A 21,653-nucleotide genomic window follows, 5' to 3' on the forward strand; every position below is an offset into this window, starting at 1 on the left:
TTTATAGCCTTGGCCGGGTCCGCTCCGGTAATTATATTTCTTGTTAAAGAGCTGTGAAGCTCGCCTATCAACTTTTCTTTGTTAGTCCATATCCTCTTAGAAAAATTATAGCCGTCAACCGCCCAAGGCTTATTGATTATTTTACTAAGCGTATTTTCATCAAGTCTGTCTACCGCAAACCCTACTCCAAAACCTTTCTGAAACTCAAAGGCCGTCCTATAGTACCTCTGCGAATATGCTTTTCTCATTGCGCTGTCCACGATATCTAATTGATTGCCGTACAACGCCTCAATGCTTTGCTGTGTTTGAAGCTTTAATGCTTCCAGCCTTGATACGTGAAACCTTGCTGACGCATTCTCAAGTTCTTTTGCCCACTGACCGCTGATAGCATTTTCTTTGCCATGCTTTATATACTCTTCTACCGACCACTTAAGTTCTTTCATCTCTCCTGTGGTTAGCAGCTTTCTCGCCTCTGCCATGGATATTTGATTGTTAGTTGCAAATCTTTGATACCAGGTATTTATTTTATCTTCAAGCTCTGTTTGAGCCTTTTGGTATATTTCCTCAACATCCCTGTAGGCCTCCATAGCATCTTTATTTGTAACACTTTCAAGCTGACCGAATCTGTTTATCCAGTAGTCTGAGTTCTTCACATATCATCACCATCCCCTAAGTTGGTATCATTAAAAGCACCATACTGGTCTTTTACTTGCTCTTCTTTTTGCTTCTTTATACGCTCAAGTTCCTTCTGAACATCATCTACCCAAGGATGCTGCTCTATGATAGTCTCATCTGACAAAATGCCTACAGACTTAACACAACTGTCTATCGCCTCGGGCTCATTTATTAATATGTCTCTGTTAAATGTGATAGTAGCCTCTTCGTCTTCAAAGTCACCTAATCCCATATTGGATAAGTGCGCCTTCACAAACCACAGTAAATCTTCAAATGCTGCCTGCAACTCAGTCTCCATATCGTTTGCATCTAAGTCAATATCACTGTACATACTCTGAATATTCATCTGATTAGGATTACCGGACATTCTGTCATCTTTGGCATCATACCCCATTCCGTTCTCGATAAGGGCCTTTTTGAATATCTCAATAATAGCTTTATAATTATCGACATTTACCTTGACCTCAAGGGTATCAACCCCGCCCTTCTCAGAGTCATTGCTTCTGACCTTAACAGCTCCGTACAATGCAAGCTTCTGCCTGAATTCTCCTAAATCCTGCCCGTCATAATTCTTAATGACAAGAATAGTATTCCTTGCGTCTTCCTGCATATTGTTCTCAAAGTCCGAGAGCATTATATTGATACCGTCTTGGAGGGATTTAACTCGCTTTAGTAACGGTGTGCCGTCATGATATTTCATCGGCACTAAAGGTATCCTACCCCAGTTATAGTTTTCATTTTCAGTATTTACATAAGCACTATATGGGGCATTGTCATCACACCTTATGGCTTCACCGTTTAGTATAAATCTGTACACACCATCCGGAGCATATACCTCAACTCTTTCCACTTCAGTCTTAGTTCCGTTGTATGTGTATTCATCCGTTTTGTATAATCGTACAGCCAACCTTACTTTGGTCTTTTCGTCATCTTCCCAAAAAGGCAAAATTTCATATCCCGGAAAAACTTTAAAGCTTAGCTGTCCACTACCGTCATAATGTGGATAAATCCATGCTATGCCTGTGTTTAACATGTATTTTCCTGCCGTCTTTATATTTCTCATAAACTTTTTGTTAAACACCTGTTTTAAACACTCCAGATAGTCTTTATTGTCTGAGCTTACTACAAACGGCTGTCCAAGTAGGTAATTAGCTTTTTGATTAACAAGCTTCGCATACTGGTTGTCTATGATTCTGTTATTCGGCAGATTGCTAACCTCCTGCAGCTCTCCACCTTCACCTATCACCGTCCTTTTTCTTTTCAATATGTCTTGGACTCCTTCATAGTACATTGCACCTTTTAGCTGCATTACCCTATCAGGTGAAGACCTCCATATCAGCGTCTCATTCTTTAGAATACTTATCCCCGATATGCCTGCTATACTCTTTTTATTAAAAAATTGACTGATTGCCAAAATTATTCTTTTTATGAAATCCACATCTTCACTCCTTAATCAAAACTGTATACAGAACCCATCGAGATATCCTCAAGAGCGTATCTCATTGCATCCATTAAGTGGTTAAAATCATCAATAGGCTTATTTATCATACTTCCGGTCTTGCTGTCTTTTGCCCATGTGTAGTTGGATATCTCTGTGATAAAGTTCACACACCTTGGATGAATTATTATGTGGTAGTCCTGTATAAAGTCGATACCGTGAACTATGCTGTCCGGCCCCTTTCTTGCAGCAGTTATATGCGATAGCCCTAATGTATAAAGCCTGTCAATGCTCTTTTTCTCCGCACTGTCGGCTCTTATACGCTCCTTGGTATATCCCATCTTAGTAACTTCATCCGCTATCGCCTCATTGCTCATGCCCTTCTTGTACATCTCATCAAATACCCATATCGTCTTGCTTTTCGTATCTACAAGGCCACAGAACAAAGCACTTGGATCATTCGTATAACCAAAATCCAGCCCGAAAGCAGACTGAATTGTTGATATCTTCTTGACCTCATTTATATCAAATGCTTTTTCTTCCCAGTTTTCATATACAAGTCCGTCAACTATACCCCACTCTCCAAGGCCTGCAACCTGATAACGTCTAGGATTATTCTTTTTCATTGACTCAAATACCTTCAGATCGGCCTTATCAAGCCACTCATTACAAAGATAATTTGTAGTCATCGCAAGAACCTCATCATCCGGAGTATCAAAGAACCTTTTCTTTATCCAGTGATGTTCGTTCCAAGGATTCAGCGTTATTGTTATCTGCTTAAACAACTTTACATCTTCAGGAATAGCACCTCTTATTGACTCATCAAGCATATTGAAGTCGTTTTCATTTGATATTTCGTATGCCTCTTCAAGCCACATCCAACAAAGATATCCTTGTTCCACTGTGATTGATGTAATCTTAAGCGGATCATCAAGACCCCTGAAATAAATCTTTTGCCATGTCGGAATATAAGTCATTTCAAGCGGTGATTCTTTAACTTCCCAATGATTTTCAACCTTAAGCCGTCTTATCGCCCACTTGAGCTCTGTAAAGCAACTATCCTTTAATGTCCTGAATACCTTGCGGACCACAAGCAGATTAGCCTGCGGATACTTCATAATTGCCCATATATACCATAGTGCCGTTGTCTTTGACTTCTTGCTGGCACGGCTACCCTTGCAGACTCTGTATCGGCCTTTATACCGCCAATATGTGCCATATCCTTTGCCTACCACCTCAGGTAGCTGAATCTTAATACTGTCAATCTTCAAGTTCATCACCCCCTGAGATAATTACCGGCACATTAGCGGTAACATCCAACTTGTCTTTAAACAGCCCCATACGCTTGCCAAGTAATTCGGCAGCTTTCAATCGTTCCTTCTCGTCAGGAAGCTTCTGCAACCTTCTTGCTTCGCTACAGCCTTCACCGACTCCCTCAACAACCACAATCTCTGATTGTGTTTCGCCTCTGAGTACAGAAGTTAAGTAAGCGAGTACCTCGTGCTGGTCTGCAATCTTTTTGTCTGATAACTCTTTAAGTTTTTCGTCAATATAGGATTGTATGACAAGTTTTGACAAGTTTTCAGTTGCTATTCTATTTGCCGTCTTCTTGCTATACCCTGCCTTTATGGCTGCGTCTGTCGCATTCCCGCTGATGATATATTCATCAGCAAATCTCTGTTGTTTTAAAGTTAGTTTGATATATCATCAGCTCCTTTCTGTGATTTTGAATACAAAAAAGACAGCCGTTAAGCTGTCTCTCAAGAAGAAAATGTTAGTAGCGTATCCTTTAACTTTTGGGGCAGGGAAACATCAATAAAAGCCTGCCCCGATGCCATACATAAAGGAGGTCATATGAAAAAGTATACTTGCTTTAAACTTTTCACGTATATAGCATATCACACTTCCAACTTTATTTTTCTCATTTTTATTCACTTTTCTTCACTTTTTCTCACTAAATACTTTATCAAACTCTTTCAGCCCTCTTGCATGCAGATTATGTATTGTGCCTAACGAGTAATGCATTGTCTCAGCTATCATTTCAAATGTCATATCTGATATGTATCGCATTGATAAAACTGCTTTATATCTCTCATTGTCCAGCTTATTTATAAATCCCCTTGCCTCCTCTACTAATTCGACAAGCTTTTTAATATCTGCAGTAATTTCTTTCTCTAAGTCTACACTATCAACTATCGCATTCTCTGCTCCACCGCCTGTACCACCCTGTACTTTCTCTGACAAGCTTACACTTACTTTCCCAGCCAATGCCATAAGTCTTTCCTTCTCAAGCTCTTTAGCTTTTATAAGACAATCAAGCGTCTTAAGCTGTCTTAAATATTCCTTTGCCGTCACTCACTCACCTCCTCCCAGTACCATTCCAACCAGTTCGCTGCCTCTTCCCATGCCAACTTGTCAATTTCTTCTTCTGTAGCATCATCTTCAACTTCAAGCTCAAACTCAACTTCACTTCCGACTACATCCGTCATTATTACACCCTTAATTTTTCTCACTCTTCATCTCCTTCTCAAGTGCTATAACTATATCCTTTGCTTTCTTTTCTCCTATGCCTTTTACAGTAAGTAACACTTTCTCAACGTTTGAAAAATCTATGCCCTTCACAGAACTTTTACCATCTTCAAATCCACTTTTGTATACACTTTGAATGAATGTATCCATTTGCGTACGGTCATATCTCTTTATCTTCTCATATTCCTTACGGTTTATTGTCACATTCTTTTGTATTACCATTTATTCCTCCTTTGCTTCTATCTCATCAAGTACTCCCGACTGCACAAGCGCTGTCGCTTCAATCACTATACTCATAAGCACCATATCAAGTTCACTCCAATTTATGCCTTTTTTCTGTCCTGCGGTCTTCTGTGTAGCCATAGCTATCAAAGTGTACACATTCTCTTTTAAGGCAGGTACATTTGCTTTCTGCCCCTTATCCATTAGAAACTGCCACATAAAATCTTTTAGTTTGTTTGCCGGATTATTTTTCATACTCTACCTCACTTTAACAGCTTGTCTATCTCCTGATAAACTTTTGTAATCTTATCCATGCAATCCTCTACCCTTTTTACAAGCTCTTCTTTAATTGTACTAATTATTTTCTCCCTACTCGGCCCTGTTAATGGAATTTCAAGGATTTCTTCGTCAAGTGGCTTTACCAGTATGTCGCAAGGCCAATTAAAATCTATAATCTCAAATGCCTTAGATGCTTCCGTGATTTTTTCATTACAAAGCCTTATTTCTTCTAGCCATGCGCTTACACGCTCACTCTTCTCTTTCAACTTTTCTATTCTCTTATCTTCCACTTTCCCCACCTTTTCTCGCCTCTGCATCTAAATCTTCAAACTCTTTTATATACTTGTCTCTTATCATCTTGAGTGCTTTAACTATGTCGCTACGAACATCATCTTCATCGTAACATCTACCGATTTCAAATTTTGCATCTATAACTCCTGAAATATCACAATTCTTCACGCATATAATGCAACTGTGCCTGCGCTCTATCAGTTCTATAACCTTTTGTAGTTCCTCGACCTTTGATATAATTTCATATTTCTTTTTTTGCATTTTGATAAGTTCTTTTAAATAATCTTCCGTCATTCATACCTCCTTCCACTCTGCCTATGTACAAGCTTCACTCTGTCAGTCAGCTTAAATCCCGCAAGCTCAACAACATATTTGATATGCTGTACAAGTTTGTCATGTTCGGCCTGCTCTTTTAATCTTCTTCTTTTCGTCTCTTCTATCGCCATGATTGCCTTGTAGGCTGTGCTATCTTTGTAGCCTTCGGCGTTGTGCTTGATATCGCTACTCATTTAGTGCCTCTTTCGTAAGCTTTTCAAGACTTTCTGTCGCTTTTTGAAAATCACTTATATACTCTTCTCTTTTTTCTTTAAGCATAGCTATGATAATTTTTCTGAGTGGTGTTTGGTCGTCTGAAGATAAAAATGAACTTAAAGTAAATTTATCTTTCGCAAAAAAATCGCCATCCTGCCATACGCAAATTTCAGTATTGAAATTCATTCCTTCTTTTAATTCACAATCCTCAAATTTCTCTATCACGCAATCAATTTTATACACGCTTCTCATATTATTTGCTATCTCAGTTGTTGCCTCTATGATTTCATCCATTTCTTTCCTTGTCATCTTCCACCTCCGTCAATATTTCCTGTATCTCCCTTGCATATTCCAGTGCCTCAGCATTTCTCTGTTCTAATCTTTTATAAATTACTTCTATAGCTGCGTTTGTTATATCGTCAAAGTCGGAGCTGTACAAAACCACTGGACAAAGCTCTCCGCCTCTCCATCCTCCAGCACTGAAAGTGATACAAATATCCTTATCTTTCATCCACTCTTTTAAAGTTTCTATGTCTTTGTATCCTTTTTTAATTTGGTCTAACTCAAAACTAATTTTACTAAGCAACTCCCAAATCTTTTCGACTTTCTCTTTTCCCATCTTTCACCTCTGCTATAATATTTGTATTTAATATTTTTTATGTATTTATATGCATTGCCCTTTTATCTCTCCACTTGCTCCAAGCTCAAGCACATCTATGCCCATTTCTTCTGCAAGACTTTTCTCCATGCACGCGCCTTTCGACTGCTGCCAGCCTTCAAGCATGACCATCTTGTCCGCCATACCCACTAAGGCAAAGCAAAGAGTCATATACTCTTCATGACTACCGCCCGGCAGCATGTTGCCCATCCACATTGGATTTATTACCTCGTCATTTTTAAAAATATCTCTCACCTGATTTTCAGCCTTTAGAAAATTTAAGTGATAATCTTCAACGCCCGCAATCGGTCCTGATAGGTATATTCTCATTTCTGCTCCTTTTCTATCTTTGAAAAATCGAACTCTATCTGTCCTGGTATAGTGGCATCTTCTATCCACCAACGAAATACACCCTCACCATTTGTCCACTCACCATAAGGATCGTCCTTACCTGCTGCTTTTCGTGTTTCTAACATTTTGTCAAATGCCTTGATGTACCTACCCTTATATTTGGGGAATGTTGCTATATCTTTTAGCTTTTCAGACTTCCTTTCCATCGGACACAGTACGCAGCCAACCCTTTTATAACCCATATCGTAAAGTTTATTGTACGTGATATTGTTTTCGTGTATATACTCCCAGATTTCATTATCTGTCCAATCGTATACAGGATGTACAAATATAGTTTTATGCTTCCTTGCTGTAGTCACAAGCGTGCAATCCCAAACTTCATCTTGTCCTTTCGCATCTTTAAAAACTTCTTCTGTGTGCTCCAGGCTAAAATGCTTTGCGTCTGCCAATTTCTTTCCGACTGTAGAAAATATATTTCTGTTTTGTCTATTTCTTGATTCTACTGCTCTGACTCCAAATGCTATTACTCGATTTTTCTCTGTACCTTCTTTAAACACTCTACAGCAATATCTCATAAGTCGTGTCGGTGGCATGCCTTTTTGTACTATTAAGCTAAACATATTTACAGGTTTACCCTTATAGGTTGGTAGTTTCTTGTATACGTTTATGCCTTTTTCTTTCAGCTCTGCAAAAACTTTGTTTACATGTCGATTTGTCTGCGGCGCATCCACAGTCGTGATACTGTGAGAGACCTCAAAGTCTATGCCTGATTTTATCGCTAAATCCAGCAAAACATCACTATCCTTTCCGCCACTATAAGCAACAACTAAAGGCTTGTCATAAAAATTTTTTGCTATCTTCTCGGCTGTCTTGAGTGCTTCGATAGCTTTATTTATTTTCTCTTCGCTCATTCTTTTCCTTCTCTCCCTCAAAGCTTCTATATCCGCCCTTTACCCTTGCGTCAAGCTCGTCTATGTAAGCCTCCATTATCTTGCATGCAATCGGATAGCTTGAATAGTTCGCCTCAACATATTTCATTAAGACCTGCATAGACTTTGCAACCTCTTCTTTATCTGAGTTTTCATCAAACTCCCTTGCCGACTTCCACCATTTATTGTGTATGTCATTTATCATCACAATTATCTTGTCATTCGGCATTATTTCCTTGTAGTCCATATCCTTTAAAAGCTCCTAAATTGTTTCTAAACTGATAATAATACGCTTATCTGTAATATAATTATCTGATAATAATAGTATTTATATAATATTATTGGTTTATTATCTTGTTTTTCTATTTTTGTTAGACCAAGTAATTCCCCTGTTGTAACCAGTATAACCATGCGTAACCGTGCTTTTTTACGGTTTGGATACGCCCTCAAACCCTTATGTATAAAGGCTTTCGTGGATACCGTAACCATGTAACCATAAAAAACACACTCTCGCATATAGAGAAGAATTTTTTATACATAAAATATTGAAAAAATATTTTTATATATATACATATACATGTGCATGGTTTCTGCGGTTACATGGTTACGCCCCCGAAAAATCCGCATAAACACTAGCTTTTTAAGGTTTTTCCCTGTAACCACAATATTTTTTTTGTAACCTTGATTTGGTTCGTATTTATCAGACAATACTCTAATTAAACGGAAGTATGTCATTATTTATCATATCAATTTGTTCAAAACCACCGTTAAAGTCGCTATTATCTGACAATTTTAATTTTACACAACGCACAGGGGTTCCGTTGAATTTTTTCAAAGAATCAGTTCTCCCTTTACTTGTCAGCAATAAATTCTTATCACTTGCCCATTTTAAAAACGATACTCTTGAAAACCCTGACTGTTTGCAAAGTTCCGACATGACAGTTGAAATAATTACAGCATAACCGTCTTCTATGATTCCCCATCTCTCCACAACCTCATTTAGTGGATCAAACCTTGCCGGGTTCATGGCCACCTTATCAACGATATACCTGTAACACCTCTCATTATCCGAAAGTTCATTTTTATCAATTAAGGTCTGCTTGGCCTCCTCAATGTCTATATACTCACCGTCTTTGAAAATATAGTCTGTCGCTATCTTGTCGGCTGTAAGCACTATAGAAAGTGATAAGCTTTGTTTTTGCATTTTTTCATCATTGTCAAGTTTATCCAGAAAACCCTTTTGAATTTCCATAAGCCCTTCAACACCGATTTCTTTTAGAATTTTTATAAAATCCCTGCCGACATAGCCATAATTGTTTTTTACCACTGAAGCCGTAAGCCTTGGATCTTCAAATATGTGGCCGTCACAGCTTATCTCTAAGATTCTGTTCATCGCTCCGCCTTGATTTACATAAGAAGTCAAAGGCTTTTCACCGTTGGTTATTATGCAGTTTTTCCATCTGCTTTCCCTGTTTATACCAATATCCTTGTTACTTCTTGTCTTGCCCTTTCCGGAGCAAAGCACATATACCAAACTTTCAAAATTTTCTGCCAATCTCCTGTTTTGATTTGATGTATCGTCTAAGAGCATAGGCAAGTGGTTTAACATGTCAGCTTTAGCCTCTAAGGCCGTCTCTGTGCTTTTGTAATCGCCTATGAATGCGTTCTCATCAGGATTTGCCCAAACGGACGCTGCAAGCATTAAAGCCACCGACTTACCTGCTTCAGTGCATCCCCAAAGGTCTACAAAGAAGGGTAGGCCTCTTAATGGAGCAACCAGGACGCTTGCGAATGATGCGGCCAAACAAAATTTACTTTCAATCCTTTTTCTTGCCCTTACGGTTCTTGCGTGGTCTAACCAAGCTTTGTAGCTACCTTGAGTGGTAACACTTTCGGATACTTGCTTGAACTTCATATCACCATCAAAAATGATATCGCCGTCAAACGGTATAAAATCTTTGTTTATCCATCCGAACTTAGAGGTTGAGCGCTTAATTTTTATTAAATTATCGTTCTGATTTTCCACATCTGATAAATATTTTACTAAGAGCTTTGCATTTTCGCTTGTAACTGCTATTCCCTGCTCCGCCAAGGCTACTATTTTACTTGCTGAAGCTATCAAAGACTTAGGTACTACTATTTCATGCCAAGTTCCGTTACGCTTATATGCAAGCTTTATTTGCTCCGCCCCAGTTTCAATATTTTTCAATCTTTCAATCGGTAGTATGGGATGATAGCAGGCATACTCGTCTGAATTAGGCTTAAGTATTCCACGTTCTGTAGCATTCCAATAACCGCAAATCATATTGTTGTATTCATCACTTTCAAAGTTCGTCCACTGGCAAAGGGTACCTTTTGTCTTTTCGGGTAGTGCTTCCCTTTCGGCTTTTCGGAAAGCATCAAGCAACACCTTAAACTCCGTATATGCCTTCAACTCTCTTGCTCTGTCCATCAGGTTGGCTATATTTACTCCTCTTTCAATTTCGTCCTCTTCGTCAAAGACTTCCTGCATAAACTCTCTTGAGAGCAGGTCGCTTTTAGTCACTTCTTCAATTTTCTTCATCAACCTGCTCCTTTACTGTAAAAATCCTGATACAAAGCTGAAGTCACATAAGTATATGCATACTCATATACATCCTCTTCCTTGCCCAACTCTGCACGCTCTACAGTCACTTGTAAAAGTTCCCTGTAGCAGTTTGCCCATTCATCGCTTAAAGGCTCTAATTTGCTTAATTTCGCCCTTAATTTATCTTGCCTATCAAATATACATATTTTCTTATTTCGCTCGTTCTGTGCAATCCTAGTGGCTTTCTCACGTGCCTTACGCCTTTTGTATTCTGCAAATTTAGCCTTTCGACTATTATCCTCTACTCCTCCAAGGCTCTTGTAAGCCTCAGAGAAATTACAATTTTCCATACCTGCGACAAAGTCAAAGATATCTCCGTGCTTTCCACAACCGAAACAGTAAAAAGATTTTGCATAAATTTTCATTGACGGGGTTTTTTCGCTATGAAAAGGGCAGCATATAAATCCTGCCCTGTTTGGTTTAAATCCGTATCGCTCAAGGATTTCCGACATTGAATATTTTTCTTTTATTTCTTCAGATGTCATACTCACCTCCTCAGGATTTCTATTATTTTCTTTCCCGTTTCTTCCTTGTTGCAAAATAGGAAATCGCAACCATACTTAATTCTTATTGTTGAAAGAACCCTATACAGTTTTTCTCCTGTCATTGCCTTAGTTTCAAATGTTTCCCATCTGCCTGTAGTAGCAGACTTTACACGGGCATATCTTCGTGGATTTATCCAGTTTTGCACATCTTCAAGGCTATTTATCCCCTTGCCATGCTCGCATAAAAATATAACTTTTATACCTGCCTCGTTCGCCCTTAAAAGCTCGTTTCTGAACCTGTTATGGTCTTGACATACATTGCCACATAGCTCGCTTAAGTTCTGCTTTCGGTCAACTACAAGCCTAGGATTATCGTAATTCATATAGTCGCCAACATACAATTTTGAGGATATCTGAGTTACTCCCTGCCTGTTAAACTCCTGCAGTATCTTCTGTATAGCCTTGGCCTTTTCTCTCGTGTCTATTTGTATCTGCATTACGCCTCCTAGTTAAATGGCAGGCCTTCATCATCCACTCCATCCGGTATATTCATAAATTCGTCAGTACTTGCATTTGATGACGACGGTCTTGAGCTCGTCTGCCCTGTGCCTGCTCCTTTACCATCTGCAAACTCCTGTGTAGCTATAAGAACATCAGTTGTATACACCTTTTGTCCGTCCTTGTTTGTGTAACTTCCTGTCTGAATACGTCCTGAAATCAATACTCTTTGACCTTTTCTGAAGTACTTTTCCGCAAACTCTGCCGACTTTCCAAATGCAACGCATGATATAAAGTCGGCCTCTTTGTCTCTCATTCTGTCGACCGCTATAGTGTACTTAGCCACCGCCTTTGCCTCTTCGCCATTTGTGTATCTTATCTCCGGATCTCTTACTAACCTTCCGCATATAATAGCTTGATTCACTCTGTATCCTCCACTTCGTCTAATATTAAATCGGTGTAAAGCATTGGTCTTGAAAGAACTTTTGTAAACTTGCAATAATCACAGGTTCCGCACCTTTCAGGCTCTATCTCACCATTTTTTATCTTCACAACTCTTTCAACATGCTCTTTCACCTTCTCAAGTGCTCCTGCAAGCGCCTCATCATTTATCTGTATAATTTCTATGTCTGTAACTTTTTCTTTGCTTGCAGCCGCTATATAAAAAGGCAGTGTTTTCCCGGTATTCTGTCGAACAATTTCTTGATATACAGCTCCCTGAATTTCATATCCCCAATTTGTAATAAAATCCGTAAAACCGTATTTTTTTACATAAAACCTCTCACGGATTGACTTGACAATCTTTAAGTCAACTATGCAGATGTCAGGAATATATGAATCCATTTTTATTTTCCAAGGTACTCCTCCGATTTCTCCGGTCATTATTACTTGCTTTTGCCCTGACATAAACTTCATGAAGTACGGATCTCTTTCAATCCTGTTTATAATCTCTTCAGCTTGTCTATATTCAGCCTTTAAAGTACCTTGCTTTGTAAAAATCTCAGGATTTTTAGCCTTAAACTGCTCTAAACTGCCCTCAAAGTAAGAATCTGCATAACTGCCAACCAACAAAGCTGTACTTTTTTCTCTCTCATATTCTCCGTTCAGCTCTGCCAATGCCCTTGCCTCGCATCCTTTTATTCCTGTACTCCCTACAAAATCCTTGTACTGGCTAACAGACAAATACTCTCTGTTAGCCTCTGCACTAAAGTAGTTACTGCTTGTCAGTGTCATTTACGGTTTCCTCTTTTTCAAACGGATCGTGAGCCTTAGGCCTTGCTGGTGCAATATCTTCCGCCTCTCCCTCAACGCAACAACCCATTAGTAAGTTTGGTATGTGCAGTCTTGCAAAGAAAGCCGCTGCACGATAGCCAAGCATTTGTTCAGGCATATTTTTCCATTTTGGATTGCTTATCCAGCCTTCGGCCTTTGCCATCTTCATTGTCACTTCCGGACCTTTTATAACTTCACCGTCTGCCGTTTCAACTTTTATGTAACATCCCCAATTCTCTGTATCTTTCTCACCAAAGTATACAGGCCTAACCTTTTTGTACTCTTTGTAGTTTTGCAACATGCTTATACATGCCTGCCCACTCCATGAAGGCTTACCCTTAACAACATAAAGATTTTGCATTACAAACATAGGACTTACATGCATACGATTAGCCATATCTATTGCAATAGCACAATCCATGGGTTTTCTTTGGAAATTTTGTGGTATCATCGAACTTGAAGCGTACATTTTCCCGAAGTTGTAAAGATTTTGAAATTCTCCTGGAGTTACGAAAATTTCATCTGTTATCGGTGTTATTTCGCTTGCCAGTTTATCCATTTCCTGTATTGTTAATTCATTCATACTTCTTCTCCTATAACTCAACCACTGTTAAATCATCACTGTCTGTTGTTCTTGTTGCTATAAATTGCAATTCTTTGTCCTTGCACTTCTTATAAAGTCTTTCTCTGAGCTCTGTAGCCATTTTTTCGACTCCATCAATAAGTATGATTTGCAGACCGTTAGGCTTTTGAATTGCTACATCTATGCATAGATCCAGCTTTTCACCTTCTGAAAGATTGCTGATTGGAAGTCCATTTATAAGCGGCACTCCATCTTTTACACTTAGGCCTTGAACCGGAATATTAGATGTTTGCAATATTTCTCCCGGCAAAGTTCTTGCTTTAGTGATTTTCTCTGTCAGCTCTTCGCTTTCCTGCTGAAGATTTTCAACTTCACTTTGCAAGCTTTCCATCCTACGATACTCATTGATATGTCCTTTCATTTCTTCAATGTGTTCTGCTTGCTTGCTAAGTTCGTCCACGCTTTTTATTTCCTGATTCGCTAATTCTTCATACTCTGCCAAATTTGCTGTTAATTTAGCCACATTAGCGTTATATTTCTCTTCCTCAAGTGCAATCTTATCTTGTTTTTTCTCTGAAAGTGTTGACAGCTCCTGTCTATACGCCTTAATCTGCTCCTCAAGCTGTACTATAGACTTCCTAATACTGCTTTCACGGTTTGCAGTTTCACGCTCGATAGCCGTAATTGCAATCTCCTTTTCTGCCTGCAATCCTCTAATCTTATTGTCTGAGCTTTGAATAAACGCCTTTGCTTTTTCAATTAAGCCGTTCTGATGTCTTATAGTCTCTATTTGCCTATAAATCTCGCCTGCGCTTGCATTTTCCCATTCATCCACCATGTACCCCGCAGGGATTGAACTTGCGATTTCTTCAATAAATGCGTTTTTATTCCTTATATCTCTATTAACATCCTGCCTTCTTTGAAAGTACTTTCCTTTTTCAGACTGAATATCATCTAAAATTGCCAGTATGTTTTGATCATAAGATACCCAATCCGGTATCTCTCCAAACCAATCTCTAATTGTGTTCATATCCCAAGCAAATTCAATTAAGTCTAAAATCATTGCATTTTGCTTCTTTTTGTCCATTCCTGCAAACTCAACCGGATTAAGCTGTAAAGGTGTAAATATATCTCTAAGGAAGCTTTCAGGACTCGGAACTTCCTTACCATTGCTTTTAACAGATTTATAACTTGCCTGCGTCAAGCGCTCCTTTCTGTTAATCCTTAATCCATTATCTGTTTCAATAATTATCTCTCCCTCATTTTCACCGTTTCTTACTATATAATCCCTACTGGATTTATTTGTAAGAGCATAGCGAATTGCATCGATTACAGATGTTTTCCCTGTTCCATTTTTTCCGGACAGCTCTACAGACTTTCCGTCAGCCTCATACTCTTTTATTCCAAATAAATTCTTAATCTTAATCTTTGTAACTCTCATATTTTCTCCTTCTCTATTAAAAAATCGCTATCGCTAATATAGCCAAATCCAGTACTATAAGCCCTATCACTCCGCCCCAAAACGCCTTCTCAATGCCGTCAAGAGCGTACTCAAGCTCCTCAATTCTTTCCTTTAAAGCCCCTATCTGCTTGCTGTTTCTGCTCTCCAGTGTTTCTATTCTTCTTTCAAATCTTTTGTCAGACCACACAGCCGGCACAATCACTTTTTCTTCTGCTACCTTAGACATATTCTTCTTCCTCCCAATCTATTTTTTGTTATGCTCTACCATCATATGCGTTTCCTCGCCTGCGCTAAGGCCTCTTCTTTTGATATCCAGAAGTAAAGGTCTGTAGAGCTTACCTTGAATCTGTCGTATTCAAAACCGCTATCGTAGGCGCATTCCTTTTCAGTTAAGATATAATCTCTGTTTTTAAGTGTAACCTCAATCGGATCATAGCCATCTTTTAATCTTTCAATTAATTCAATGTACAGCACTTCCGCCCTACATTTTCTTGTTGTTCCTGAGCTTCTCTGAGCCCATGTAGGAATAGATACTTCTACTAAGCAGTCATTGCCTTCAAAGTCCTCTCCTATCGTCCATCCTGTAAACTCTCCCTCCGTCGGGCATACGGGATAAATACCCACTGTATTATCAAACTCGGCAGTAATAATGTTTGTGTCCTGAAGGTTTGCCTCTGTTAAATTTGCCTGAGCAAAACTCGCGCCGTCCAGATCCGCACCCTCAAAGCTTGCTTCTGTCAAATTAGCTGACAAGAATAGTGAATTTTGACAGTTTGTCTCATTAAAGTTTGCCGCCCATGCATTTGCACATGAGAAGTCAGTATTCTTTAAGTTTGCGCCCTCGAAATTTGTACTGACCAGAACTGTATCTATAAAGATCGCTCCCTCAAGGTTTGCCCCTGTGAAGTTTGCTTGCGATAAGTTTCGCCCTTTAAAGCTCCATCCCCTCAAGTCCATATTTGCGAAATTATTGTTTAAAGCCTCTTTCAAATCCTTTTTCATATTGCCTCCTTTTTTTAACACACATATTTTTGATATGAATTTTCGTGCCAGATGTCGATGCCGATTTCGTAAAGCTTATTCTTAACTGACGAGACAGACCTTCCAATAGCCTCTGCTCTTTGCTTTATTGTTAAGCCTCTTTGCTGTAATTCCCTCAATGTTTTAAGCTCCTCAACCGTCCAAAACATTTTGGAATGAAGATTTCCGCTCGCCAAAGCCTTTTTCTTGAGTCTCACGCTACTACAACCGCGATTTAGCTTTTTAGCAATACTTGCTAATGACTCGCCATCAGTCACAAAACTTTTCAGGCGCTCAATCTCTTCATCTGTCCACCTCCTGTACTGTTTCATATTACCTCCCTTACTATCTTCAACTGAGACCTTGCAGGCCTTCTCCTCTGACTTGCAAATTCCGAAGTTTGTATTTTTATCCTCTTTGCTATCCACTTATCAAAACCGTCTGTATCGAATATTATTGTTGAATTCGGTTTTGACGGATTTACCTTAGTTGCGAAACCCTGTTTCGGGTCTCTGTAGGCTTCTAATAGCAGGGCCTTAGGAAAACCCATACACTTAAGTTCCGATATATTCATAATTTGTTTTGGATACTCCATAATTTTCTCCTAATCTACCGCGTACTTACCCCAAGTACTTTCATCAAAGAAATTCTTACCCATAAAAGACATTTTTCTATATATCTCGTTAGGACTATGCAGTACTTTGAGCGCTGCGGTTTTAGCATCTCCACCGTTCTCCATTATTTCTTTGACAATCCTTAATTCTTCTTTTGTCCACGGTAAGGTTCTTGATGTGTAGTTCTTCCATGTCTCTCTATTGTATAAATCCGCTCCCATAGCGATTATCTTTGCAGAAACTGACACACTTTTACGATTTAATGTTTCAGCAATCTTTACAATCTTAGTGCCCTTGGCCTTAAGCTCTGAGAGCGTGGCTATTTCTTCTAAAGTCCAGCCCCTTCGCGGTGAGTAATCATTTTCTTCTTTCATAGCTTCTTCTCTTCTTTGAAAAACTTCTCACTTTGACATTTTGTATAATCCTTATAGCCTCTTCTAATGCCTTTACATCCTTACGCCAAACACAATTCTCATCCCTGCGATCTATCATGCTGTGGCAATGTTCCCAAAGGTCATTAAGCTGGCTTATCACCTCTTCTTTTTTCATTTGTCTAAGTCCGTATCTTCATGATTTATAAGTTCTACCAACTCATGAGCCACTATTGAAACTTGTTCAGCTGTTCCCTCTTTAGTTAAACGCTCAATATATCCGAGCAGTATCTTTTCTAAGGCTTCTTTGCTACTTTCTTTTTCATCCATGTTTATATTTTCTCCTATTTACTTTGTTCCCAATCTCTCCTAAACTATCTATACAGGCTCTGCCAAGCCGAGTAAATGAAAGGAGGGATATGAGTATGACTAAAAATGATTTCAACAAAATTATCGAAAATGGATATACAAAAGCAATTTCCAAATTTTCAGATCCACAATATGTTACAGAATTTCTTAGTAAACATGCTAACGATGATAATAAGATATCCACCGAAAACTTGATTATTTCATCAATTCTTATGTCTGCTGAAATCACAAGAGAAATGCTTAGCGTTGCTCTTCAAGAAATTTTTGAAGTCGATGACTAATTTTTTCTGCGAAATCATCAACATTAGTTTCACCCTCTAACCAAGGATGAACTATATTTTTGACATTTCCAAATTTCTCAACCCTGACTGTAACCTCCAACGTTTCGTCAGGGTTGGACTTTCTTATATTTCTAACTGCTTCAACTATTCCCTCTATGTCAGAAATATAGCTTGTTACTATTTCTATCTTTATTGGTTTTACTGTCATTTTTCCCTCCTAACCTACCTTTTCTTCATTTTTCTTATAAATCGTATCGCTTACTGATACATCTAATCCGTATTTATCCTTGACCGACATTAACTCTACCGTGTCCGCTAATATTGGCTCTCTATCCTTCAGCATCTCTGGAGCCATATCTGCTTTCTTTAACATCTTTGGATACCCATGTTTAAGCGATACAGCCTTATTTGCTATCGTATTAGCCTTGATAAAATCAACCCTTGCAGGCTTTTTAAGTCCTTCCTGAAGCTTTTTCATCATTTCCTTTTGATGTTCCTTATCAAGCATTCTGAAAATCTCAAAACCCTCGTAGCCTGATGCCTTGCGAAGTTCGGAAAGCATTTTGTACACCCACTTACGGAAGTCTTTTGCTTCTTTCTTCCTACTTTGGAATACAGTGTCATAAATGCCGTATTCATTTACAACAAGCGCTGTCTGCTCCCTTCCTAAGTCATCAGTTATGGGGTTGTTTGAAACAACCTCATCATCAAGTCGTTGTTTAACCCACTTAGGACTTAACCCTAAAGCATCACATACATCCTTAAGCACCGCCCACCATTCACCATCTTTTTCTACAAATCTGATTTCGTGGTTACACCACTTTTCTATTTTTATAAAATCACCTCCTAAAATTCTCTTTATATATTTACTTTGCTCCTAACCCCCTTTAAACTGTCCTCACAGGCTCTGCCAAGCCTGATGTTAAAGAAAGGAGGTTTTAATGGACGATCGATTTTTTGAATCTTGGAATCAAGAGATGAAAGACGACATAACGTATTCAGCTCTCGATGAATCCATAAAAATAATCGAATACCTTGAAGAAACTAACCAAAAACAGCATAAATACAACATTGCTATTTTAGTGTTTACTACTATCAGTTCCCTGTGCGGTATTATTTCTGTTGTTGGTTTGCTCTTTAAGTAAAGCCTTTATTTCCCTAATTTCTTTTAGGGTTTCTATGTGGAGCGACAACCTATAATTATTATTCTCCTCTGCCAGTCGCTCCCAGTAACTTAAAAGTTCATCTGTAAGTTCCATTTTCACCTCCCTTTTAAACTGCTTCTTTTTCTTCTAAAAGCTCCTCAATCGTTACCCCAAAGTAATCAGCTACTTTTTTCAAGTTTGCTACTGTCGGAGAACTGTTATCCCATTTGGATATGGCGCCATTCCCGAATCCAAGTTTTCTCTCTAAAGAAAATACGGAAATACTATTCGATTCGCACAGCTTTTTTATGATTTCATACAAGTTATTTAATATCCTCCTTTTTAAGTTATTTTGTTAGAAAATATTCTAGCTTGCATATTGACATTCATTAGAAAATATTCTATTATTCCCTTATAGTTAACGAATAAATTCATATGAGCCCTTTTTAAACCCCATAATTCGCAGTTATGGAATTCTGCTACTAGAATATTTTCTAGCACTGAATATATATTACTAGAATATTTTCTAGTTGTCAACTACTATTTTAGAAAGTTTTCATGTGGATTTTTGGAGGTGTAATGGAACTTAAAGATAGAGTTAAACAGTTGGCCGATAGAAAGAAAATTAGCTTACCGCAACTAGAACAAGAACTAGGCTTTGGAAATGGAACTATTGTTAAATGGGACAAGTCAATCCCAAAAGCAGATAAATTAAAAAAGGTTGCAGACTACTTTAATGTAAGTATGAATTATCTTATGGGTGATACTCTGACGGATTCAGATTACAAAGACATTGCAAAAAGCCTTGATGAGATGATGGAGCAACTTGAGAGCGGAACTGATAGCCCTTTGATGTACAATGGTCAAGAACTTAGTGAAACTTCCAAGGCACTTCTTCGCAATGCTTTAGAATACGCACTTACAGAAACAAAGAAGGAAAACAAGGTAAAATATAATCCGAACAAAAACAAAGGGTGATAGAATTGAATACCGAAAAAACGCGCAAGAAAATAAGAACAATCATTGCACACTATGAAAGAATGACTGGAAGTAGAGACCCTATCCGGATTGCAAAGTTTGCCGGAATAGGAGTCATAATTTGTCAATTAGATGAACTATCAGGGTTTTATAAATTGATAAAACGCAAGAAATGGATATTTATCAATGAGGATCTGATTGATACCGATATGTTTAGAGTGGTAGTCGCACACGAACTTGGACACGCTTTTTTACACAGAACCAAAGAATGTGCATTTATAAAAAATCACACCCTACTACTTACATCGTGGGTAGAGCGTGAAGCTAATATGTTTGCAGCTGAATTACTTATACCTGACTGCGAACAAGATACTATCGTATATCCCAAGGAATTGTTGGATATAAAAAATAAATTTTAAAGGGGATAAAAATATGGGATTATTTGGATTTGGAGCTAAAAAGGAAATGAAGCCGATACGGGCATTTCATTATGAGGGCGTAGACGCTCTTTATACAGACTGTCCGTGTTGGATCAGGATGACTGATACAGATTTTGAAATAAAATCTGACAAACCAGAGGTTAGTGTGAATCTGCCTAAAGACCGCATAAAATCTGTATCTTGCATGGACGAAGATAAATTTATGCAGAAATATCACGGAAATGCTGCGAAAACTTCAAAGCTTACAAGGAAGTACTTGTCTATTGAGTATACATCCGCTTCAGGTGAAGCAAAAATGCTTGCTCTATGGATACTGCACATGAGTGGCGATACTCTTAAGCTCATAAAGATGCAGAACGAATTTAAGCCTACGCAATCAAATATAACTTTATAATTAAAAAAGCCACCCGGATAATCGGATGGCCAAACATACCTCTGCAAGTTGCTACTCACATCGATATGCCCTCGCAAGCTATATTGTACCATTTGTGGTAGCACCTTGCAATAGGTGTTATTTTTATACTCAAATTTAAGGAGGTACATATGGCAAAGGCTAAATACAGTAAAGGAAAAGACGGCTACTTCCGCGCAAAGGTGTGGGACGGTACTTATAATGCTGACGGATCTAAGCACAGAATAAACTTAATATCCAAGAAGTCCAGTGCAGATCTGGAAAAGAAAGTAAACGAATTTAATTTAAAAGTTCAAAATACAGAATTCACTCCGCAAGCGGATGATATTTTTTATGATTATGCCCTCATATGGCTTGATACATTTAAGACTACAAAAGAGCTTGCGACTTACAAGATGTATGAAACTATAATCAATAAATACTTTTCTGATTTCAGAATTATAAAAGTTCAAAGTATCACAAGACATCACATACAAAACTTACTCAATGATAATGCTGACAAGCCTAGAACCTGTCAAAAGATTGCTCTTACATTTAAACAGATTATAAAGTCGGCTATAAAGGACTCTATTCTTACTCAAGGCGCATATCTTATACTTTGTGACGGCCTGCTACTGCCTAAGTATAAAGCTAAAGAACGACGACCGCTTACAAAATCTGAAGTATCTGCTATAAAGGAAGCACATTTCACCGATACAGAAAAATGTCTTGTCTATATACTCTACTCTTGTGGTCTAAGACGTGAAGAGGTACTTGCCTTAACTGTATCAGACATAGACCTTGAAAGCTCTAATTTAAGCGTAAATAAGGCTTTAGCATTTGACGGTAATAAATCATACATCAAGGGTACAAAGAGCCACAGAGGTAATCGTAGCGTTCCTCTCACGCCTGATTTAAAAGAATTCCTACAAGAATACTTAAAGGGCTGTAAGTACTATCTCTTTGAAAGAGAAGACGGCACGCCGTACAAGCTACACCAGTATAAGGATATGTGGAAGTCTATCAGAGCAAAGATTGAAGCGGTAGACCCGTCATCTGAGGGACTGACAGCACACATCTTTAGACATAACTATTGTACAAGGTTATGCTATCAGGTACCTACACTATCAACTAAGATGATTGCAAAGCTTTTGGGGGATTCAGAGAAGATGGTATTAGATATTTATAGCCACATTCTGGAAGAGAAAGAAGACG

At 38.4% G+C, this 21,653-nt stretch carries 38 protein-coding genes and 1 pseudogene; 5 read left to right on the plus strand and 34 right to left on the minus strand.

Going from position 1 to position 21,653, the window contains the following annotated elements:
* From ACO6FI_RS11200 to ACO6FI_RS11345, 30 genes and pseudogenes are all read right to left on the minus strand, one after another.
* Positions 1 to 653: pseudogene (locus tag ACO6FI_RS11200) on the minus strand (hypothetical protein); the annotation flags it as partial.
* Positions 650 to 2,113: a phage portal protein gene (locus ACO6FI_RS11205; protein ID WP_485457399.1), complete on the minus strand. Its 1,464-nt coding sequence runs from the start codon at positions 2,111 to 2,113 to the stop codon at positions 650 to 652. The gene ACO6FI_RS11205 and the pseudogene ACO6FI_RS11200, both read right to left, overlap by 4 nt.
* Before the next feature lie 11 nt (positions 2,114 to 2,124).
* Positions 2,125 to 3,390: a PBSX family phage terminase large subunit gene (locus ACO6FI_RS11210; RefSeq protein ID WP_485457400.1), complete on the minus strand. Its 1,266-nt coding sequence runs from the start codon at positions 3,388 to 3,390 to the stop codon at positions 2,125 to 2,127.
* Positions 3,374 to 3,814, minus strand: a complete 441-nt coding sequence (locus ACO6FI_RS11215; RefSeq protein ID WP_485457435.1) for a terminase small subunit — start codon at positions 3,812 to 3,814, stop codon at positions 3,374 to 3,376. The genes ACO6FI_RS11210 and ACO6FI_RS11215 overlap by 17 nt, the downstream gene beginning before the upstream one ends.
* Positions 3,815 to 4,054: 240 nt before the next feature.
* Complete coding sequence (locus tag ACO6FI_RS11220) at positions 4,055 to 4,468, minus strand: DUF1492 domain-containing protein (protein ID WP_485457401.1); 414 nt, start codon at positions 4,466 to 4,468, stop codon at positions 4,055 to 4,057.
* Positions 4,465 to 4,626: a hypothetical protein gene (locus ACO6FI_RS11225; RefSeq protein ID WP_485457402.1), complete on the minus strand. Its 162-nt coding sequence runs from the start codon at positions 4,624 to 4,626 to the stop codon at positions 4,465 to 4,467. Before ACO6FI_RS11225 ends, ACO6FI_RS11220 begins: the two co-directional genes overlap by 4 nt.
* Positions 4,613 to 4,864 carry a hypothetical protein gene (locus ACO6FI_RS11230; RefSeq protein ID WP_485457403.1) on the minus strand — a complete coding sequence of 84 codons (252 nt, stop codon included), beginning with the start codon at positions 4,862 to 4,864 and terminating at the stop codon, positions 4,613 to 4,615. The genes ACO6FI_RS11225 and ACO6FI_RS11230 overlap by 14 nt, the downstream gene beginning before the upstream one ends.
* Complete coding sequence (locus ACO6FI_RS11235) at positions 4,865 to 5,119, minus strand: hypothetical protein (protein ID WP_485457404.1); 255 nt, start codon at positions 5,117 to 5,119, stop codon at positions 4,865 to 4,867.
* Positions 5,120 to 5,127: 8 nt separating this feature from the next.
* The gene (locus tag ACO6FI_RS11240) at positions 5,128 to 5,433 is read right to left on the minus strand and encodes a hypothetical protein (protein ID WP_485457405.1); all 306 of its coding nucleotides are present in this window, start codon (positions 5,431 to 5,433) and stop codon (positions 5,128 to 5,130) included.
* Positions 5,423 to 5,728, minus strand: coding sequence for a hypothetical protein (locus tag ACO6FI_RS11245; RefSeq protein ID WP_485457406.1), 306 nt, complete (start codon positions 5,726 to 5,728; stop codon positions 5,423 to 5,425). Before ACO6FI_RS11245 ends, ACO6FI_RS11240 begins: the two co-directional genes overlap by 11 nt.
* The gene (locus ACO6FI_RS11250; protein ID WP_485457407.1) at positions 5,725 to 5,943 is read right to left on the minus strand and encodes a hypothetical protein; all 219 of its coding nucleotides are present in this window, start codon (positions 5,941 to 5,943) and stop codon (positions 5,725 to 5,727) included. The genes ACO6FI_RS11245 and ACO6FI_RS11250 overlap by 4 nt, the downstream gene beginning before the upstream one ends.
* The gene (locus ACO6FI_RS11255; RefSeq protein WP_485457408.1) at positions 5,936 to 6,274 is read right to left on the minus strand and encodes a hypothetical protein; all 339 of its coding nucleotides are present in this window, start codon (positions 6,272 to 6,274) and stop codon (positions 5,936 to 5,938) included. Before ACO6FI_RS11255 ends, ACO6FI_RS11250 begins: the two co-directional genes overlap by 8 nt.
* The gene (locus ACO6FI_RS11260; protein WP_485457409.1) at positions 6,252 to 6,584 is read right to left on the minus strand and encodes a hypothetical protein; all 333 of its coding nucleotides are present in this window, start codon (positions 6,582 to 6,584) and stop codon (positions 6,252 to 6,254) included. The genes ACO6FI_RS11255 and ACO6FI_RS11260 overlap by 23 nt, the downstream gene beginning before the upstream one ends.
* Before the next feature lie 45 nt (positions 6,585 to 6,629).
* A complete protein-coding gene (locus tag ACO6FI_RS11265) occupies positions 6,630 to 6,953 on the minus strand; it encodes a DUF4406 domain-containing protein (RefSeq protein WP_485457410.1) in 324 nt (107 codons plus the stop codon).
* The gene (locus ACO6FI_RS11270; RefSeq protein ID WP_485457411.1) at positions 6,950 to 7,885 is read right to left on the minus strand and encodes a phosphoadenosine phosphosulfate reductase family protein; all 936 of its coding nucleotides are present in this window, start codon (positions 7,883 to 7,885) and stop codon (positions 6,950 to 6,952) included. Before ACO6FI_RS11270 ends, ACO6FI_RS11265 begins: the two co-directional genes overlap by 4 nt.
* Positions 7,863 to 8,150, minus strand: coding sequence for a hypothetical protein (locus ACO6FI_RS11275; RefSeq protein WP_485457412.1), 288 nt, complete (start codon positions 8,148 to 8,150; stop codon positions 7,863 to 7,865). Before ACO6FI_RS11275 ends, ACO6FI_RS11270 begins: the two co-directional genes overlap by 23 nt.
* A gap of 465 nt (positions 8,151 to 8,615) precedes the next feature.
* Positions 8,616 to 10,466 carry a DUF927 domain-containing protein gene (locus tag ACO6FI_RS11280; protein WP_485457413.1) on the minus strand — a complete coding sequence of 617 codons (1,851 nt, stop codon included), beginning with the start codon at positions 10,464 to 10,466 and terminating at the stop codon, positions 8,616 to 8,618.
* A complete protein-coding gene (locus ACO6FI_RS11285; RefSeq protein WP_485457414.1) occupies positions 10,466 to 11,014 on the minus strand; it encodes a CHC2 zinc finger domain-containing protein in 549 nt (182 codons plus the stop codon). Before ACO6FI_RS11285 ends, ACO6FI_RS11280 begins: the two co-directional genes overlap by 1 nt.
* 2 nt (positions 11,015 to 11,016) lie before the next feature.
* Complete coding sequence (locus ACO6FI_RS11290; RefSeq protein WP_485457415.1) at positions 11,017 to 11,511, minus strand: ERCC4 domain-containing protein; 495 nt, start codon at positions 11,509 to 11,511, stop codon at positions 11,017 to 11,019.
* Between the two features lie 8 nt (positions 11,512 to 11,519).
* The gene (locus ACO6FI_RS11295; protein ID WP_485457416.1) at positions 11,520 to 11,936 is read right to left on the minus strand and encodes a single-stranded DNA-binding protein; all 417 of its coding nucleotides are present in this window, start codon (positions 11,934 to 11,936) and stop codon (positions 11,520 to 11,522) included.
* Positions 11,933 to 12,745, minus strand: a complete 813-nt coding sequence (locus tag ACO6FI_RS11300) for a PD-(D/E)XK nuclease-like domain-containing protein (RefSeq protein WP_485457417.1) — start codon at positions 12,743 to 12,745, stop codon at positions 11,933 to 11,935. Before ACO6FI_RS11300 ends, ACO6FI_RS11295 begins: the two co-directional genes overlap by 4 nt.
* Positions 12,726 to 13,367, minus strand: coding sequence for a recombinase family protein (locus ACO6FI_RS11305; RefSeq protein ID WP_485457418.1), 642 nt, complete (start codon positions 13,365 to 13,367; stop codon positions 12,726 to 12,728). Before ACO6FI_RS11305 ends, ACO6FI_RS11300 begins: the two co-directional genes overlap by 20 nt.
* Before the next feature lie 10 nt (positions 13,368 to 13,377).
* The gene (locus ACO6FI_RS11310; protein ID WP_485457419.1) at positions 13,378 to 14,808 is read right to left on the minus strand and encodes an AAA family ATPase; all 1,431 of its coding nucleotides are present in this window, start codon (positions 14,806 to 14,808) and stop codon (positions 13,378 to 13,380) included.
* Between the two features lie 16 nt (positions 14,809 to 14,824).
* On the minus strand, positions 14,825 to 15,055 hold the full coding sequence (locus ACO6FI_RS11315; RefSeq protein WP_485457420.1) for a hypothetical protein: 231 nt from the start codon (positions 15,053 to 15,055) through the stop codon (positions 14,825 to 14,827).
* A 41-nt stretch (positions 15,056 to 15,096) separates the two neighbouring features.
* Entirely contained in the window at positions 15,097 to 15,831 is a 735-nt protein-coding gene (locus ACO6FI_RS11320; protein WP_485457421.1) for a pentapeptide repeat-containing protein, read from the minus strand.
* Positions 15,832 to 15,845: 14 nt separating this feature from the next.
* On the minus strand, positions 15,846 to 16,181 hold the full coding sequence (locus ACO6FI_RS11325; protein ID WP_485457422.1) for a hypothetical protein: 336 nt from the start codon (positions 16,179 to 16,181) through the stop codon (positions 15,846 to 15,848).
* Positions 16,178 to 16,444 (minus strand): hypothetical protein, encoded by a 267-nt coding sequence (locus ACO6FI_RS11330; protein WP_485457423.1) that lies wholly within the window; start codon positions 16,442 to 16,444, stop codon positions 16,178 to 16,180. The genes ACO6FI_RS11325 and ACO6FI_RS11330 overlap by 4 nt, the downstream gene beginning before the upstream one ends.
* Before the next feature lie 9 nt (positions 16,445 to 16,453).
* On the minus strand, positions 16,454 to 16,837 hold the full coding sequence (locus tag ACO6FI_RS11335; RefSeq protein WP_485457424.1) for a helix-turn-helix domain containing protein: 384 nt from the start codon (positions 16,835 to 16,837) through the stop codon (positions 16,454 to 16,456).
* Positions 16,821 to 17,012: a hypothetical protein gene (locus ACO6FI_RS11340; RefSeq protein ID WP_485457425.1), complete on the minus strand. Its 192-nt coding sequence runs from the start codon at positions 17,010 to 17,012 to the stop codon at positions 16,821 to 16,823. The genes ACO6FI_RS11335 and ACO6FI_RS11340 overlap by 17 nt, the downstream gene beginning before the upstream one ends.
* Complete coding sequence (locus ACO6FI_RS11345) at positions 17,009 to 17,164, minus strand: hypothetical protein (protein WP_485457426.1); 156 nt, start codon at positions 17,162 to 17,164, stop codon at positions 17,009 to 17,011. The genes ACO6FI_RS11340 and ACO6FI_RS11345 overlap by 4 nt, the downstream gene beginning before the upstream one ends.
* Before the next feature lie 95 nt (positions 17,165 to 17,259).
* On the opposite strand from ACO6FI_RS11345, the gene ACO6FI_RS11350 reads away from it, so the two are divergent.
* Positions 17,260 to 17,484 (plus strand): hypothetical protein, encoded by a 225-nt coding sequence (locus ACO6FI_RS11350; protein ID WP_485457427.1) that lies wholly within the window; start codon positions 17,260 to 17,262, stop codon positions 17,482 to 17,484.
* On the opposite strand, the gene ACO6FI_RS11355 is transcribed toward ACO6FI_RS11350, so the two are convergent.
* The 4 genes from ACO6FI_RS11355 to ACO6FI_RS11370 form a co-directional block, all read right to left on the minus strand.
* Positions 17,444 to 17,692 (minus strand): hypothetical protein, encoded by a 249-nt coding sequence (locus ACO6FI_RS11355; RefSeq protein ID WP_485457428.1) that lies wholly within the window; start codon positions 17,690 to 17,692, stop codon positions 17,444 to 17,446. The genes ACO6FI_RS11350 and ACO6FI_RS11355 overlap by 41 nt on opposite strands.
* A gap of 9 nt (positions 17,693 to 17,701) precedes the next feature.
* The gene (locus ACO6FI_RS11360; protein WP_485457436.1) at positions 17,702 to 18,346 is read right to left on the minus strand and encodes a BRO-N domain-containing protein; all 645 of its coding nucleotides are present in this window, start codon (positions 18,344 to 18,346) and stop codon (positions 17,702 to 17,704) included.
* 217 nt (positions 18,347 to 18,563) lie between these two features.
* A complete protein-coding gene (locus ACO6FI_RS11365) occupies positions 18,564 to 18,743 on the minus strand; it encodes a hypothetical protein (RefSeq protein WP_485457429.1) in 180 nt (59 codons plus the stop codon).
* Between the two features lie 13 nt (positions 18,744 to 18,756).
* Positions 18,757 to 18,951, minus strand: a complete 195-nt coding sequence (locus ACO6FI_RS11370) for a helix-turn-helix domain-containing protein (RefSeq protein ID WP_485457430.1) — start codon at positions 18,949 to 18,951, stop codon at positions 18,757 to 18,759.
* Positions 18,952 to 19,208: 257 nt separating this feature from the next.
* Between ACO6FI_RS11370 and ACO6FI_RS11375 the strand changes: the two genes are divergently transcribed.
* The 4 genes from ACO6FI_RS11375 to ACO6FI_RS11390 all read left to right on the plus strand — a co-directional run.
* Entirely contained in the window at positions 19,209 to 19,607 is a 399-nt protein-coding gene (locus ACO6FI_RS11375; RefSeq protein WP_485457431.1) for a helix-turn-helix domain-containing protein, read from the plus strand.
* Positions 19,608 to 19,612: 5 nt separating this feature from the next.
* On the plus strand, positions 19,613 to 20,026 hold the full coding sequence (locus tag ACO6FI_RS11380; protein ID WP_485457432.1) for an ImmA/IrrE family metallo-endopeptidase: 414 nt from the start codon (positions 19,613 to 19,615) through the stop codon (positions 20,024 to 20,026).
* Positions 20,027 to 20,039: 13 nt separating this feature from the next.
* A complete protein-coding gene (locus ACO6FI_RS11385; protein ID WP_485457433.1) occupies positions 20,040 to 20,441 on the plus strand; it encodes a hypothetical protein in 402 nt (133 codons plus the stop codon).
* A gap of 149 nt (positions 20,442 to 20,590) precedes the next feature.
* Positions 20,591 to 21,653 (plus strand): tyrosine-type recombinase/integrase (locus ACO6FI_RS11390; RefSeq protein WP_485457434.1); only part of this gene is annotated, 1,063 nt, incomplete at its 3' end.

The organism is Lachnoanaerobaculum sp. (genome assembly GCF_057250505.1).